The 14,839-nt window shown below is 46.6% G+C and carries 16 protein-coding genes; 8 read left to right on the top strand and 8 right to left on the bottom strand.

The annotated features are described in order from the left end of the window. Positions 1-13 precede the first annotated feature (13 nt). Both CPIN_RS03280 and CPIN_RS03285 read left to right on the top strand, forming a co-directional pair. Positions 14-667, top strand: coding sequence for a phosphatidylserine decarboxylase family protein (locus CPIN_RS03280; protein ID WP_012788339.1), 654 nt, complete (start codon positions 14-16; stop codon positions 665-667). 33 nt (positions 668-700) lie between these two features. Continuing rightward, entirely contained in the window at positions 701-952 is a 252-nt protein-coding gene (locus CPIN_RS03285) for a hypothetical protein (RefSeq protein ID WP_012788340.1), read from the top strand. A 76-nt stretch (positions 953-1,028) separates the two neighbouring features. Here CPIN_RS03285 and CPIN_RS03290 read toward each other — a convergent pair whose 3' ends face one another. Next, positions 1,029-1,763: a YjjG family noncanonical pyrimidine nucleotidase gene (locus tag CPIN_RS03290; protein ID WP_245552080.1), complete on the bottom strand. Its 735-nt coding sequence runs from the start codon at positions 1,761-1,763 to the stop codon at positions 1,029-1,031. A gap of 52 nt (positions 1,764-1,815) precedes the next feature. Here CPIN_RS03290 and CPIN_RS03295 point away from each other — a divergent pair, with 52 nt between their 5' ends. From CPIN_RS03295 to CPIN_RS03305, 3 genes are all read left to right on the top strand, one after another. Continuing rightward, on the top strand, positions 1,816-2,520 hold the full coding sequence (locus tag CPIN_RS03295) for an SDR family oxidoreductase (protein WP_012788342.1): 705 nt from the start codon (positions 1,816-1,818) through the stop codon (positions 2,518-2,520). 110 nt (positions 2,521-2,630) lie between these two features. Beyond that, positions 2,631-4,610 carry an aerotolerance protein BatD gene (locus CPIN_RS03300; protein WP_012788343.1) on the top strand — a complete coding sequence of 660 codons (1,980 nt, stop codon included), beginning with the start codon at positions 2,631-2,633 and terminating at the stop codon, positions 4,608-4,610. Between the two features lie 24 nt (positions 4,611-4,634). Continuing rightward, positions 4,635-5,393 carry an SH3 domain-containing protein gene (locus CPIN_RS03305; RefSeq protein WP_012788344.1) on the top strand — a complete coding sequence of 253 codons (759 nt, stop codon included), beginning with the start codon at positions 4,635-4,637 and terminating at the stop codon, positions 5,391-5,393. Between the two features lie 69 nt (positions 5,394-5,462). On the opposite strand, the gene CPIN_RS03310 is transcribed toward CPIN_RS03305, so the two are convergent. From CPIN_RS03310 to CPIN_RS03340, 7 genes are all read right to left on the bottom strand, one after another. Then, positions 5,463-6,218, bottom strand: coding sequence for a LytR/AlgR family response regulator transcription factor (locus CPIN_RS03310; protein ID WP_012788345.1), 756 nt, complete (start codon positions 6,216-6,218; stop codon positions 5,463-5,465). Between the two features lie 129 nt (positions 6,219-6,347). Continuing rightward, positions 6,348-7,073: a sensor histidine kinase gene (locus CPIN_RS03315; RefSeq protein ID WP_187294735.1), complete on the bottom strand. Its 726-nt coding sequence runs from the start codon at positions 7,071-7,073 to the stop codon at positions 6,348-6,350. 266 nt (positions 7,074-7,339) lie between these two features. Further along, positions 7,340-8,047 carry a response regulator transcription factor gene (locus CPIN_RS03320; protein WP_012788347.1) on the bottom strand — a complete coding sequence of 236 codons (708 nt, stop codon included), beginning with the start codon at positions 8,045-8,047 and terminating at the stop codon, positions 7,340-7,342. A 23-nt stretch (positions 8,048-8,070) separates the two neighbouring features. Beyond that, positions 8,071-9,090, bottom strand: coding sequence for a sensor histidine kinase (locus tag CPIN_RS03325; RefSeq protein ID WP_052306728.1), 1,020 nt, complete (start codon positions 9,088-9,090; stop codon positions 8,071-8,073). Then, positions 9,071-9,580: a gliding motility lipoprotein GldH gene (locus CPIN_RS03330; RefSeq protein WP_012788349.1), complete on the bottom strand. Its 510-nt coding sequence runs from the start codon at positions 9,578-9,580 to the stop codon at positions 9,071-9,073. Before CPIN_RS03330 ends, CPIN_RS03325 begins: the two co-directional genes overlap by 20 nt. Positions 9,581-9,623: 43 nt before the next feature. Further along, positions 9,624-10,499 (bottom strand): YicC/YloC family endoribonuclease, encoded by an 876-nt coding sequence (locus tag CPIN_RS03335; protein WP_012788350.1) that lies wholly within the window; start codon positions 10,497-10,499, stop codon positions 9,624-9,626. 128 nt (positions 10,500-10,627) lie between these two features. After that, positions 10,628-11,212: a pseudouridine synthase gene (locus CPIN_RS03340; RefSeq protein ID WP_012788351.1), complete on the bottom strand. Its 585-nt coding sequence runs from the start codon at positions 11,210-11,212 to the stop codon at positions 10,628-10,630. 65 nt (positions 11,213-11,277) lie between these two features. Between CPIN_RS03340 and CPIN_RS03345 the strand changes: the two genes are divergently transcribed. The 3 genes from CPIN_RS03345 (at position 11,278) to ccoS (ending at position 14,810) form a co-directional block, all read left to right on the top strand. Continuing rightward, positions 11,278-11,988 carry a Crp/Fnr family transcriptional regulator gene (locus CPIN_RS03345; RefSeq protein WP_012788352.1) on the top strand — a complete coding sequence of 237 codons (711 nt, stop codon included), beginning with the start codon at positions 11,278-11,280 and terminating at the stop codon, positions 11,986-11,988. 125 nt (positions 11,989-12,113) lie between these two features. Then, complete coding sequence (locus CPIN_RS03350; protein WP_012788353.1) at positions 12,114-14,507, top strand: heavy metal translocating P-type ATPase; 2,394 nt, start codon at positions 12,114-12,116, stop codon at positions 14,505-14,507. An 87-nt stretch (positions 14,508-14,594) separates the two neighbouring features. After that, the gene (gene ccoS / locus CPIN_RS03355) at positions 14,595-14,810 is read left to right on the top strand and encodes a cbb3-type cytochrome oxidase assembly protein CcoS (RefSeq protein ID WP_012788354.1); all 216 of its coding nucleotides are present in this window, start codon (positions 14,595-14,597) and stop codon (positions 14,808-14,810) included. The last annotated feature ends 29 nt before the right edge of the window (positions 14,811-14,839 follow it).

Raw genomic sequence — 14,839 nt, forward strand, 5'->3', positions numbered from 1 at the left:
TAACACAACAACAATGAAGATCCATCGAGAAGGATTAGCCACCATTTTACTGACTTTTGCTGTTCTTGCACTGATCAACGGCGTAATTTTCTACTTCCTGGGACATATGCCACTGCTTTGCAGAATAGTAGCTGGTTTCTCCCTGGTATTATTCCTTTTTATCATTTCCTTCTTCCGTATTCCGAAAAGAGAAATGAAACTGGACGAATCCCTGGTCATTGCTCCATGCGATGGTAAAGTTGTGGTAATTGAAGAGACCTATGAGCCTGAGTATTTCAAAGACAAACGTTTACAGGTGTCCATCTTCATGAGCCCTGCTAACGTACACGTGAACAGGAACCCTATCAGTGGTCAGGTAAAATTATCTCAGTATCACGCAGGTAAATACCTGGTAGCATGGCACCCGAAATCTTCCACTGAAAACGAACGCCACTCAGTAGTAATCGGCAACGGTAAAGCTGACATCCTGGTTAGACAAATCGCAGGCGCACTGGCCCGCCGTATCGTAAACTACCTGAAACCAGGCATGCAGGTGACGCAGAACGAAGAACTGGGCTTCATCAAATTCGGTTCCAGAGTAGACATCTATCTGCCAATCGGTACCCCTGTATCAGTTCAGCTGGAACAGGTAGTACGTGGTGGTCAGACAGTGATCGCTACCATATAATTGGTTATATTTATCAGCATAAAACAGACAGTAATGAAGAAATTCATCATAGGGACCACAACCGTATTATTCCTTGCAGCTGCTGTATATGCCCAGGATAAATCTAAAGACCATTCCTGCTGCAATAAATCAGCTAAAGAGGGTGTCGCATGTTCAAAGGCGGCCAACAAAAAAGGCGGCGTATGCTGCAAACAGCCTTCTAAAACGGCCACTTTACGTACTGCTGCTGCTAAACCGGCCAAACCGGCACAGCCAGCTCCGACAGCAAAGCCAGCAGGAAAATAAACAATTGACTATTGATAAAAAGTCCCTTTTCCATAGATCGGAGAAGGGACTTTTTTTATTGGTAAACCTGTACTGCTTACAGAATGCCTTTCAGTTCGTGCAGGCTGTTAATCACATATGTTGGTTGCAGATCTCCGGTTACAGGTTTCAGGGTATTAAAATATACCTGGTCGATTCCCGCATTATGCGCTCCGATAATATCAATATCTAAAGCATCTCCGATCATAATACTGCTATCCGTAGTCGCGCCCGCTTTGGTAACAGCATAATCAAAGATCTCCTTATAAGGCTTCAGACTGCCAGCTGACTCTGAAGTGATCACATGTGTAAAAAATTGATCTATCCCCGAGCTTCTCATTTTAAGGTATTGTGTCTCTTCAAACCCATTGGTGATCATGTGGATAGGATAGTTTTTAGCGGCCAGATATTCCAGCACATCTTTCGCGTGCGGGAACAAGGCTGTCTGTGTAGGCAATTCTGCCAGGAATTGTACACTCAGTGTTTCACACAGCTTTTCATCACCGATCTTAAAATCCAATAGGGTTAAGCGAAAACGTTTGTTACGCAGATCGTTTCTGGTGATGAAACCCTTCCGGAAACGGTCCCAGAGTTTCTCATTATACACCGTATAGACATCGTAAAATGCTTTGAAAGAGGGTACTCCACGTCCTTCCAGATTGTATGCATGGTACAACTTCTCAAGCACCAGTGTGGAATTCGTTTCAAAATCCCATAATGTGTGGTCGAGGTCGAAAAATATATGCTTGTATTTCATTTGCTGACTCTCCTTGGCTGCCACAAAGATACTCATTACGTAGGGAAGCACATTTTTTACTATTTTCCGGATTCTTTAATCAACAGATATGAACGCAGTTATTACAGGAGCCAGTAAAGGAATAGGCAAGGCGATAGCGGAAAAGCTGGCCAGTGAAGGATTTAATGTAGCCATCTGCGCCAGAAATGCAGAGACGCTGGAAAAAGCAGCCGCTGATATCCGATTGGTCAATCCGGTCATACAGGTCCTAGCCATACCGGTAGATATGGGTAAGAAAGACGAAGTACTGGCGTTTGCTGACCGGATCAAGTCCACCTTTACTACAGTAGATGTCCTCGTCAATAATGCAGGTCTCTTTGTTCCCGGTTCACTGCACGAGCAGGAAGACGGCCTATTGGAAAGCCTGATGGCGACCAACGTATACAGTGCCTATCACCTTACCCGCCAGTTACTGGAAGGAATGAAGGCCAACCGGAAAGGTCATATTTTTAATATGTGTTCCACTGCCAGCTACACCTCTTACCCGAATGGAGGCGCTTATAGTATCACAAAGTTTGCCCTGCTGGGTTTCTCCAGGAACCTGAGAGAAGAATTAAAATCGCACAATGTAAAAGTCACCTCACTTAGTCCTGGTCCTACTTTAACTGCTTCCTGGGAAGGCTTCGAAGCGCCGCCCCGCAGAATGATGGAACCGGAAGACGTTGCAAAGCTCCTGTGGGGGGCATATACACTGTCAGAACAAGCCGTTGTGGAAGAGGTCATCATGCGGCCGATATTGGGCGATATCTCATAAACCCTTCACCAGCAAGCACTTCCGGGCTTATATAGATTATTTTTTTAACTAACTTTTAACTGGGGTTTCAGCGCCAACAGGGCTGGCTTTGGTTAAATTTGTTTTGCATTATGAATGTCACTACTGTTAGTATAAAGAAGTTTGTATTATCCCTGTTCTTTTGTCTGGGCGCAATTACGTGCCTGCAGGCGCAGGAATTCAGGTTCACTACCAGCGTCAGCAGTAATAAGGTCGCGGTGGATGAACCGTTTCAGATACAATTCATGCTGGAAAATGCGCCAAACGTTACCAGCTTTACACCTCCGGCTTTCAATGATTTTGAAATCCTGCAAGGGCCATCCCAGATGCAGGGGCAGTCTATTATGAACGGACGCCGTTCCGAATACATTGCGCTGATCTATGTAGTCCAGCCCAAAAGGGTAGGTAACTTTACCCTGCCGGGAGCCACAGCCCGTTCCGACGGGAAAGTCGTGCGCTCTAACCCGGTCACTATTGAGGTGTTAAAATCCAATTCCGGTCGTGGTCAGGCGCCCCAGCAGACGGCTCCGCAACAGAATTATCCGCAAACCCGGGCACAGCGTCAGCAGCAACAGCAGGACGAAATGGAAGGCGTACTCCGGAATGGAGAAGACATCAACGCAAAACTGAAAAAGAATATTTTCGTAAAGGTAGATGTGGATAAGACCTCCCTGTATGAGGGCGAGCAACTGACCGCTACCTATAAATTATATACCCGGCTCCCGACCAACTCCAGTGTTACTAAGGTGCCGGCGTTTAAAGGCTTTTCTGCCAAAGACATCGAATTACCCAATCCGCCACAGGCGACGGAAGAAGTGATCAATGGCGTACGCTTCCGCGTATTTACCATCCGTAAAACACTGCTGTTCCCATTACAATCCGGTACCCTGGAACTGGACCCGGTAGAAGTGGATAACCATGTACGGCTGGTAAAACTCGTCAAGAACAATAACAAACGCGCAAGAGACCCGTTTGCAGATCTGTTTAATGACCCGTCTCTTAAAGATCCTTTTGATGATCCGTTCTTTGACGACATCTTTAATCGTCCTGAAGTGACTTATGAGGATGTACCGTATAAAATACAAACGGCTCCTGTAAAGGTGACGGTGAAACCGCTCCCTCTTGATACCCGCCCTGCCAGTTTTGCCGGTGCTGTGGGTAAATTCAATATGACGGCTACCATCGACAAGACAAACCTGAGCACAGATGACGCGCTGACCCTGAAAGTGATCGTATCGGGTCAGGGGAACGTAAACCTGCTGAACGGACCTAAAGTCGATGTACCGGCAGGTTTCGAAAAATACGATCCGAAGGTGACCGACAATATTGAGAAAAACAGCAACCCTTTATCAGGCTCCCGCCAGTTTGAATATGTGCTGATGCCACAGGAAGCAGGCGATCAGACGATTGCGCCGGTGGAATTCTCTTATTTCGACATCGCCTCCAACAGCTACAAAACTATCCGCTCTGAAGCTTTTGCTGTTCATGTCACGCCTGGTAAGCAGACCAAACGTGAAAAAGAAGATTTCAGCGTCAACAGAAATACAATTACGCCCAACTACAACGGTGTACTCAACTGGGTGAAACAAGGCAGTTTCCTGCTGGTCAGCCCATTGTTCTACATATTACTGCTGCTGCCTTTACTGGCGCTCGTTGCTGCGCTGATCTACCGCCACAAAAGAAACTACCAGCAAAACAATGCTGCATTCCTCAAGTACCGCTACGCCAACAAAGTGGCCCTGAAACGGCTTGAACTGGCGGCCCGTTATCTGAAAGAAGACAAAGACAAGGCATTTTATGAAGAAACGTCCAGGGCGATCTGGGGATATCTGAGTAATAAACTGCATGTGCCTTTCGCAGATCTCAGTAAACAGCTGATCCAGGACAAACTTGCACAGCAACAGGTGAGCGAACAATATACTGCCAAACTGTTTGACCTGCTGGACGACTGTGAAATGGCCCTGTATACACCCATGCACAACAATGACAGGATGCAGGGTACTTATCAACAGGCGGTTGAGGTCATCAGCCAACTGGAAGAAGAACTTCAGCGTGCAAAAAGCGTAGTATAAACCCTGCTAACGATTAAGGAAAGGATGAAGAAGATATTTACCGTTATATGTGCTTTCTTACTGCTGTATCACATAGCAGGCGCTGCTTCAGCGCCACAGCAGGCATTTGAAAAAGCCAACGGCCTTTTTAAAGAGAAACAATATACAGAAGCTGCCAACATTTACCAGCAGCTGATCGACCAGGGATTTGGTCAGCCGGAACTATATCTCAATGCCGGCAACGCCTGGTACAAGGCCAATAAAACAGGCCTGGCCGTTTATAATTATGAAAAGGCGCTTTCAGCGGACCCTTTCAATAAGTCGGCGGCTCACAACCTGGCAGTTGCCAATCAAAGAGTAGAAGGATATGTCAATGACCTGCCGCTGTTATTCTTTCAGCAGTGGTGGTTGCATGTATTACATTTTCATAGTCCGGATGGATGGGCCACAGGGGCCATTCTTTTATTCTGGCTTTCCATCACCGGCATCGTTGTATTGCTGCTCATTCCTGCATTCAAACCAGTATTGATGCGATGGGGGGCAGGCGTTCTGGCGACTGGATTTCTGTTTTATCTGATCATGGGTATCAGTGCATACCTGACCACCAATACACACGATCAGGGTATCATTATGGGTACTGCTGTAAAGGTAAAAGCGGCGCCTGATAATGAAAGTAAAGACATGTTTGAACTGCATGAAGGAGTAAAAGTGCAGGTAACAGATGCGACCCAGGAATTCTGTAAGATATCGCTGCCGGATGGCAAGACCGGCTGGCTGGCTTGTGCAGAGATCAAGAGGTTGTAGACAAGCCGCAAACTACGGGCATCCGGTTGGATACGATATACTTCTTTTCTGAAGCCTGTAGTTTGCGGCTTAAAGCTTTTCTATCCTATCCATAAACTCCTGCTTGCGATGACGGGACACCGGTATACAACTACCATCGCTCATAATAATATCTCCTCCGTCTCCTTTGATATACCGGTCCATATAATTAAGATTGATCACATAGCTGTGATGTACCCTGAAGAAGCCCTTGTTCTTCAGCTGTCCTTCCACTTCTTTGAGTGAACGGCATACCAGGGAAGGCGCTGTTGTATTTACCAGGTGTACGAGGGTGGTTTCCCCATCGGCTACACAGTATAAAATGTCTTTTACCAGGAGTATCCGTAATCCTTCCGGGCTTGGTAGCGCCAGTCTTTCTCCAGGATAGAGGTGTTGATGCAATACTTCCAGTATGGAAGTATCCGATTTACTTTCTGGCTGTGCTTTTTGCTGGTGACGGGCCATGGCCTTATCAACAGCATCCGTCAGGTCGTCCCTGATGATGGGTTTTAGCAAATAGTCCAGCGCATTATGCCGGATAGCATCCAGTGCATAATGATCATATGAAGTGGTAACAATAATGGAAAAGCTGGCGTCTTTACACGCCTTCAGTACCTCAAATCCATTCAGACCCGGCATCTCAATGTCCAGGAAAAGCAGGTCTGGCTGGTACTTTTCTATTGCCTCTAATGCAGAAATCCCGTCAGCGCAAACTGCCACTATATTAACTGCAGGGCAATGCTTCTCCAGCAAAAGCTTCAAAACGCTTCTGCTAAGTTTTTCATCATCCACGATAATGGTGCGCATGTCGTATTTATTCTTGTCCCCAAAGACCCTCCGTCAGCATAAGAATAGCATAGGCGAGGGCTTATAAAAAATACAATATTTAGTGTAAAGATGTGAAAGTTTCTTTTACGCAGATGCCGTTTTTATACATTACATTACCCCTTCTCTGGCAGCAGCCTGCTGCATATTAATTATAACAACGTGACCATCAGGTTGTTTCAGATCATTGTAAAGCGCCTGCTCAGTAATGCCGGCATGCATGTTATACCGCTCATTAATGGCCCGTAATCTCGCCACGGCGATACTGATACCCTTGGAGAGGTGAGCTTCATCTGCGCGTGGGTCCTGGTTAACACCGTTATCTTCAATTCTGACAATCAGCATTTCATTGGCACGATTGATACAGATCCGGAGGCAACCACCGCTTTTTGTGGGTCTTAATAGCAGGCGTCTCCAGATAGCCTCCTGGATATAGGGCTGGATAATTAATGGCGGCACAAAAGTAACCTGCTGGAATACATCCGGGGCGATGTCCAGTTCATAGTCGAACTGCGCACCAAAACGCAGCTGTTCCAGCTGCAGATACAGTTCTAAAGCCTCTATATCTTCTTCTAAATTGACCCATTCCTTGTTGCAGTTACGTATAATAAGCCGCATCAGACGGGCAAACCGTGTGAGGTAGAGGGACGCAAGATCGGTACTGGTAGTAAGGATGTAGTGGTGTATAGCATTCAGACTGTTAAAGATAAAATGCGGATCCATCTGCGCCTGGAATGCATGCATTTCCAGGTGTATCAGCTGCTGTTGCCTGCTTATCTCTTTTGTTGATGCCTGCTTTATGCGCCGCTCCCTGACATAGAAGACACAGCAGATCATGATCAAACTCAACAGAAAAAACACCCAGTACGGCCAACCTACTGCATTGAGTATGTTAGAGCAAAAAACCAAATTTGTAAAGGTTTGCGAAAGGATATAATATAAGTCCCTTGCAAAGTCGTACGCTCCGGCAGGCACGATCATGCAATGTAGTCAAGACTGGTGTTAAATATCCATCAATTCCGCTTGCCGGGAAAGGGGCAATTATTACAAGGCAGCATTTACAGAACAACCGGGGCAAAAATCAGGGTAACTGGTAACAATGCTTATTCGGTAAATTTATAGCCCACACCTCTTACGGAATGGAAATACCTGGAGTTCCGGCTGTCTTCTTCGAAATATTTACGGAAGTTCAATATAAAGTTATCAATAGTACGGGTAGTAGGGTAGACGTTGTACCCCCAAACCACCTGCAGGATCTTTTCACGGGTCACGACCTCGCCTTTATTCTCGATCAGCAGTTTCAGGAGCATGGTTTCTTTCTTACTCAGCTCATAGTGTTTACCATCTTTGCCGATACATTCCTGGGCGGCAAAGTCAATCTCATTGCTACCGAAGTGGTATACGGTAGAAACACTGTCCTTATCTTGTATGCGTTTGTTTTTTACGATCAGCTTCTCTACCCTCAGCAGCAGTTCTTCCAGGTTGAAAGGCTTGGTCATGTAGTCGTCCCCGCCTTTTTTCAGACCCAGTACGCGGTCAGCGCTGCTGTTTTTGGCACTTAAAAACAGGATAGGTACTTCGTTATTCTGAATACGGATGTTCTCACAAACGGCGATACCGTCCATTTCCGGAAGCATGATATCCAGTATGATCAGGTCAAAATATTCGTTCTTTACCGCCTTTAAAGCAGCGGTACCATTATCTACAGCCGTTACTTCATATCCCTCCAGTTCCAGGTTCAGCTTCAGCGCCTCCTGGAGGTTCTCTTCGTCCTCTACCAGTAGTATGGATGCTTTAGTAGCTTCCTTCATAGTTAATAATTGCTATCACTAATTTACACTCTTTGAATGGAATATACCGGCCAGGATATCTCAAAACTGGCGCCTGCGGGTATATTATCTTTCACGACAATCGTTCCTCCATGTTGCTGTACGATTTTTCTGCTGAGAAACAGCCCGAGTCCGGACCCCTTCGCCTTACGCGTATTCTCATTGCCTATACGATAAAACTTGAGGAATATCCTTTCCCGTTCATCTGCCGGTATGCCTGGCCCTTCATCCGTAACTTTCAGCTTTAACAGGTTGTTATTGCATTCCTCCAGACACACATCGATCCTGGTATTCCGGGGGGCGTATTTCACGGCATTTTCTACGAGATTGCTCAGTAAGATCTGCAGCATGAATTTATCTCCGTTGACCCAGACATCAGGCAAAATATGTGCCTGTATCGTATGTGTCGAAATGCGTGACTGGATTTCCTTCACCCCGTTTTCCAGCAGGGAAGAAAAGTCCATGTCCTCACGAAACAACTGGTAACGCTGTGACTCCATTTGTGAAGCCAGCAATATATTATTACAAAGCTGGTCCAGACGGTTGGTTTCCCGGATGGTATTATCCAGTAGCTTTAGTCGCTTATCTTCGTCCAGCTTGTGTTTGCGAAGTGTTTCAAGATTTAGTTTGGCGGCGGCTATAGGCGATTTCAGTTCGTGCGTTACCGCCATCATAAAGTTCTGCTGCTGCTGGGAAAGGCGCATTTGCTTCCAGATAGCACGATAAACGAAGAATCCACCCAGTAAAATGATGGCCAGAAAAATAAGGCCTTCTCCAAAGAACATGACAGAACGTCTCTCTTCCGTCGTCTGTATACGCGTCAGTTCCTGGTGATATTCGACAGGATGTGCAATACTGTCAGTACGTAAAACGAGGTTTTGTATCTCAAACCGGGTGATCTGCTCGCTTTGATTAAACAGCAGCACCCCCCACCATACCAGTGCGAGAATGGTATATGCCAGCACAAAAAGATAAATAAAGGAGATTGCTCTCCCTTCCTGCATATTACGGAATAGCTTTTTCATTTTTTCGTAAACCGGCTTTCTCGATCCGCAGGCCTACATTCATAATATCGGGCAACGGATTTTGCCGCATGTTTTGTTCAAAAGTAAACTTGTAGGTTCCCACCCTGTTCAGCATTGCATTCTGCTGAATAGGGATCCTGTGCTCGTAGATGTCATCCAGGCCGCTACCTAACCATTTGCCCGACACATCGGCCAAGGGCAGTTCCACCCGCTGTGCCACCGGTTTATCACCAGGGAACTGTGTATGGACCAGCAGCCAGATATTGCTGTAAGGGTAGGAGTCCTTATGCCTTACATTCACATAAATGTTATAAAGATAAGCCGTATCCTGAGGCTGCACGGTCACCTCAAAAACGGGTTTAGTCGCATAAGCCCACTCATGTCCCGGAATATCCAGGTTCTTTTCATAGGTTTCCATTTTCAGGGGCTGACAGGAAGCTGCTGCAAGCAACATTCCCGCGGCCGCCATCATCCGGCAGAGTCTATTCATATTTTATTGAAAATACGTTTATTAGGTAAAGATCGACGTCCTCTTACAATACATTCAATACCTGCTCTTTCGCCTTTTCCAGTTCGTCCTTCATCAACACCACCCATTGCTGGATGCTGGCGTCATTGGCTTTTGAACCGGTTGTATTGATCTCTCTACCCACTTCCTGCAATACAAATCCCAGTTTTTTACCTTTCCCCGGATCACCGTCTGCCAGGATTTCCTTGAAATAGCGGCAGTGATTCTCCAGTCTTATCAGCTCTTCTGAGATATCCAGTTTCTCTAAATAAAAGATCAGCTCCTGCTCCAGACGGTTCTCATCCACATTTTCCTTACCCACATGTTCTGCCAGCAGCGCTTCCAGACGCTGACGTACCTTGTCTTTACGCAGCGGATCCAGTTCACGCACCTTTGCACAATAGGTTCCTATGTTCTCTATACGCAACAGCAGATCGGCTGACAGCATCTTTCCTTCATCCGCACGATGTGCATCTAGATCAGCTACCGCTTGTCTGATCACATTCTCCACCTCCTGCCACTCTTCTTCAGAGATCTGTTCTGTCGCAGGCGATACCACTTCCGGTAATTTCATCAACACATTCAGCATATCCTCCTGCGGAAGGTTTAGTTCTGTAGCCAGCGTCTTGATGGACTGATGGTAATACTTCGCAAGATCAGTGTTGATTACCACCGGACGCGTAGCTCCATTCTGCCTGATATTTACCGTCGCATCCAATGTACCACGCAACAAAGACTGCTGCATTATATTACGGATGTCAAACTCATAAGGCTTTAGTAATGGCGATATTTTAAGGTTCACCTCAAACTGCTTCCCGTTCAGCGATTTCACTTCCACAACAATCGTAGTTTCCCCCTTGGTTATTTCCGCCCTTCCAAAGCCGGTCATTGATTTCAGCATAATAGAGATTTGTAGGCAACAAACCTACCTAAATTAGCCCAAAACGCAAAGAATACGTGCAGGCAAACCATATACTGTTTCTGTACGCCCCGGCTCAACGCCCGTCGGGGCCTCCCCGTGTATGCCGCCTAAAACAGCAGATCGAAGATCTCTTTCCGGTCCATTTCCCGCATCTGGCCCGGTTCTAAGCCCTCCACCGTAATACGGGCTATGCGGTAACGTATAAGTCTCAACGTCGGGAAACCCACCGCAGCAGTCATTTTTCTGACCTGCCGGTTTTTTCCCTCTCCAAGGGTCAATCTGATCCAGGGCGCCGGAATCAGCTTACGGAAACGGATAGGGGGATTCCGCTCCGGTACCGGTGGTTCCTCCTCAAAGATAGCCGCCTGACAACGGCGGGTTTGATAGGGCTTCCCATCTATAGCGATCTTAACGCCCTGCTTCAGCTGTTGTATCGCCTCCGCATTTACCGCACCATCCACCTGCACCCAATACTCCCGCTCGTGCGAAAATTTGGGGTCCAGTAAACGGTGATTTAAGGATTTATCGTTCGTGAGGATCAGTAATCCCTCGCTGTCATAGTCCAATCTGCCCACCGGATATACGTCCGACGGTACGTCGAAATAGTCCGCCAGACTGGCCTTTCCCTCTTCTTTCCCGAAACGCGTAAGTACCTGGAAAGGCTTATATATTATATAATATTTAAAAGGCATACCCGAAGTAGTAAGGTCGTACGTTTATTTTGGCTGTAAATTAGTAATTTTGCCAACTGAAACTTATGTGTACGCCTTACCATAATGCCTCATGTGCGAATTGCCAGGACCGCTTTGGATCAATTTTATTCAAGGCAGAGAAGTGTAATCTGGAAGAGATAGAGTCCGCAAAAGTTTGTACTACTTACAAAAAAGGACAGATCGTTTTCCAGGAAGGCGCTTACCCGTTCGGCATTTATTGCGTAAATACAGGCAAGATAAAATTATCCCACTGCGGAGATGATGGCCGCGAACAAATCGTTCGTCTGGCCAAACCCGGCGATATTATAGGTTATAAAGCGCTGCTCAGCGCCGAACGATATACAGCTTCGGCAATAGCCCTCGACGACTCCTCCGTCTGCTTCATTCCAAAAGATCTTTTCATGAGCGTGTTGCAGAAAGATGCCAGCCTTTCCCTGGAAATGATGCGCATTCTCGCCAGTGAACTCAGAAAAGCCGAAATGAAGATCACGCACCTGGCACAAAAACCTGTGCGTGAACGCCTCGCCGAAACACTTCTTTTCATCAGAGAAACCTATGGGGTAGAACAGGATGGCAGCACCCTCAACGTTCGCCTTTCCCGCGAAGAGATCGCCAACCTGGTCGGAACAGCCACTGAATCGGCCATCCGCCTGCTGTCTGAATTTAAAAAAGATGGTCTTATTGAGCTCCAGGGCAAAAAAATCCGCCTGCTGAATCCGGAAGAACTGACCCGGACCGCCAACCTGCAGGATTAATCTGTTTCCTCCACAAAGATATTACACGCATTTTCCCTGCTTACTGACACAGATCAGTCCTCCCTTTGATACCCATCATTGCCCCCCTTTTTACATCCGGGTAGTTTTGCAGCAAACCATTTATTATGGCAAATACCGCTGTCACTCCTGATACAAAATTGCAATGTGCTCACTGTGGAGAAGATTGTCCAAACAACAAAATTGTACTGGAAAACAATCACTTCTGCTGCGAAGGATGCAAACTGGTATACGAGATCCTGAACGAAAACGGACTTTGCGACTATTATACCCTGAACCAAAATCCTGGTCAGTCGCAACGTATCTCCGTTCGTAAAGACAAATTTGCCTTCCTCGATGATAAAAAAATACAACAACAGCTGATACAATTCCAGGACGACAGCCAGACCCATATCACCTTTTACATCCCACATATCCATTGCAGTTCCTGTCTCTGGTTGCTGGAAAACCTGCATCGTCTGGATACCGGCGTACAACGGGTCACAGTCAACTTTACCCGCAAAGAAGCCCTCGTCGTGTTCCGACAGGACGAAACTTCCCTCCGGCATATCGCAGAAACCCTGACCAGTATCGGGTATGAACCTTATATCAGCCTGCAGGATCTGCGGCAGAAAAAACCTCGTATACAACGCGACCTCGTATACCGGCTCGGTGTAGTCGGTTTCTGCTTTGGCAATATTATGCTGCTCAGTTTCCCGGAGTATTTCTCCAGTTACGGCTATTCCGATGAAAAAATGAACCATCTTTTCCGCTGGCTGAATCTCAGTCTGTCCCTGCCTGTTTTCTTCTACAGCGCCCAGGTGTTTTTCCGCTCGGCCTGGGGTGGCCTGAAAACCGGATTCCTCAATATTGATGTACCAATCGTCCTGGCCATCATTGTTACTTTCATCCGTAGTCTGACTGATGTATTCAGCGGACAGGGGGCGGGCTATTTTGACTCCATGACCGGGATCGTCTTTTTTATGCTTGTTGGCAGAATATTGCAGGACAAAACATACCAGGGACTTTCTTTTGATCGTGATTACACCGCCTATTTCCCAATCGCGGTCTCTGTACTGAAAAAGGGCCGGGAAGTACCTATGGCACTACCCGATATCCGTAATAATGATACCCTGCTTATTCACAATCAGGAGCTGATTCCTGCAGACGGGATCCTGGTAAAAGGCGATGCCATCATAGACTACAGCTTTGTAACAGGAGAAGCGGTACCCGTACATAAAGCCACAGGAGAAATCGTATATGCAGGCGGCAAACAACTGGAAGGAAATATTGAAATCCTGACCATTAAAGAAGTGGCACAAAGTTACCTGACTAGTCTCTGGAACAGGGAAGAACTCCGCTCTCCCCAGGAGAAACAGGTGTCCTTTATCCATATGCTCAGCCGTTATTTCACCTGGGTAGTACTGAGTATTGCTGTCATTGCCGCTACTTACTGGTGGATGCATGATGCCGCCCGTATATGGCCGGCTGTAACAGCTGTACTGATCATTGCCTGTCCTTGTGCATTATTACTGGCCGCCTCTTTTACCAATGGGCATATTCTACGCATCCTCAGTCGTCGTCATCTATATCTGCGCAATGCAGAAGCGATTGAACGCCTGGCGACAATAGATCACATCGTATTCGATAAAACAGGCACGCTTACCGGTAAAGCAGAAGCCACTATTTCATATGAAGGAGAAACACTTACACCGGAAAAACTGATCGCCGTCGGTACCCTGGCCGCACAATCCAGTCACCCGCTCAGTAAAATGATCGCCAGCTTCTTTGGCAGGGACGAGCGTTTACCTGTCCGCAATTTCCGCAGCATTGAAGCAAATGGGATCAGCGGTTGGATAGAATATAATTTCATTCAACTGGGAAGCGCCGCCTTTATAGGAGCAGACACCAATGTAAGCTCCGATGGCAGCACCGTGTATGTAAAAATTGACGGTCATCAGGTCGGCCGTTTTATCATTCGTCATCAATACAGAAATGGTATACAATCTTTGCTCCAACAGCTACAACGACAATATCATTTATCCTTACTCTCCGGCGATAACGATGCAGAAAGCGCTTATCTCCAAAAGATCATGGGCCCTTCCGCCAGTCTCCATTTTGCACAAAAACCAGCCGACAAACTGAATTACGTCGTTTCATTACAGCAGCAGGGACATCGTGTATTGATGATAGGAGATGGGCTGAATGATGCCGGTGCGCTGAAACAAAGCGACGTTGGCATCTCACTGACAGAAAACAGTAACAATTTTACACCCGCCAGCGACGGTATCCTTGAAGCAGCATCACTCATACATTTACCCCGGCTGATCAGCACCTGCCGTAATAACAGACGTATCATCATCATTACATTCATCATTTCATTACTCTACAATTTCATTGGTCTTTTCTTTGCAGTACAGGGCATTCTTTCTCCGCTGACGGCCGCTATACTGATGCCCGCCAGCTCTATCAGCATTGTATTACTGACCTACGGCCTGAGTGAATGGATGAACAGATCATGATATGAATCAGTATACTGGTTGAGCAGCATCATCGTACCCCCATCCACAACAAACTAGCTTTGTTCATAGAAATTAAAAACAATTACTATGAGCGTGATCATCATCCTTCTCGGAGCCAGCCTGCTGGTAGCCCTATTCTTTCTGGCGGCTTTTATATGGTCAGTAAGGAATGGACAATTTGAAGATAATTTCTCTCCTGCACATCGTGTACTGTTCGAAACCAAACCGGCCGAAACGACCTGCAAATCAGGGAATGCATGTACAAACACCAACTGTAAATCACGCATCTGCCAGCACAACTAACGCTCCTCTTTATACTAGCAACGCATCTC

Origin of the sequence: Chitinophaga pinensis DSM 2588, from assembly GCF_000024005.1 — a bacterium.
Lineage (GTDB): Bacteria > Bacteroidota > Bacteroidia > Chitinophagales > Chitinophagaceae > Chitinophaga > Chitinophaga pinensis.

Coding starts and splice junctions, on each gene's coding strand:
- CPIN_RS03280 (WP_012788339.1), top strand. CDS start 14: ATGAAGATCCATCGAGAAGGATTAGCCACCATTTTACTGACTTTTGCT.
- CPIN_RS03285 (WP_012788340.1), top strand. CDS start 701: ATGAAGAAATTCATCATAGGGACCACAACCGTATTATTCCTTGCAGCT.
- CPIN_RS03290 (WP_245552080.1), bottom strand. CDS start 1,763: ATGAGTATCTTTGTGGCAGCCAAGGAGAGTCAGCAAATGAAATACAAG.
- CPIN_RS03295 (WP_012788342.1), top strand. CDS start 1,816: ATGAACGCAGTTATTACAGGAGCCAGTAAAGGAATAGGCAAGGCGATA.
- CPIN_RS03300 (WP_012788343.1), top strand. CDS start 2,631: ATGAATGTCACTACTGTTAGTATAAAGAAGTTTGTATTATCCCTGTTC.
- CPIN_RS03305 (WP_012788344.1), top strand. CDS start 4,635: ATGAAGAAGATATTTACCGTTATATGTGCTTTCTTACTGCTGTATCAC.
- CPIN_RS03310 (WP_012788345.1), bottom strand. CDS start 6,218: ATGCGCACCATTATCGTGGATGATGAAAAACTTAGCAGAAGCGTTTTG.
- CPIN_RS03315 (WP_187294735.1), bottom strand. CDS start 7,073: ATGATCTGCTGTGTCTTCTATGTCAGGGAGCGGCGCATAAAGCAGGCA.
- CPIN_RS03320 (WP_012788347.1), bottom strand. CDS start 8,047: ATGAAGGAAGCTACTAAAGCATCCATACTACTGGTAGAGGACGAAGAG.
- CPIN_RS03325 (WP_052306728.1), bottom strand. CDS start 9,090: ATGAAAAAGCTATTCCGTAATATGCAGGAAGGGAGAGCAATCTCCTTT.
- CPIN_RS03330 (WP_012788349.1), bottom strand. CDS start 9,580: ATGAATAGACTCTGCCGGATGATGGCGGCCGCGGGAATGTTGCTTGCA.
- CPIN_RS03335 (WP_012788350.1), bottom strand. CDS start 10,499: ATGCTGAAATCAATGACCGGCTTTGGAAGGGCGGAAATAACCAAGGGG.
- CPIN_RS03340 (WP_012788351.1), bottom strand. CDS start 11,212: ATGCCTTTTAAATATTATATAATATATAAGCCTTTCCAGGTACTTACG.
- CPIN_RS03345 (WP_012788352.1), top strand. CDS start 11,278: ATGTGTACGCCTTACCATAATGCCTCATGTGCGAATTGCCAGGACCGC.
- CPIN_RS03350 (WP_012788353.1), top strand. CDS start 12,114: ATGGCAAATACCGCTGTCACTCCTGATACAAAATTGCAATGTGCTCAC.
- ccoS (WP_012788354.1), top strand. CDS start 14,595: ATGAGCGTGATCATCATCCTTCTCGGAGCCAGCCTGCTGGTAGCCCTA.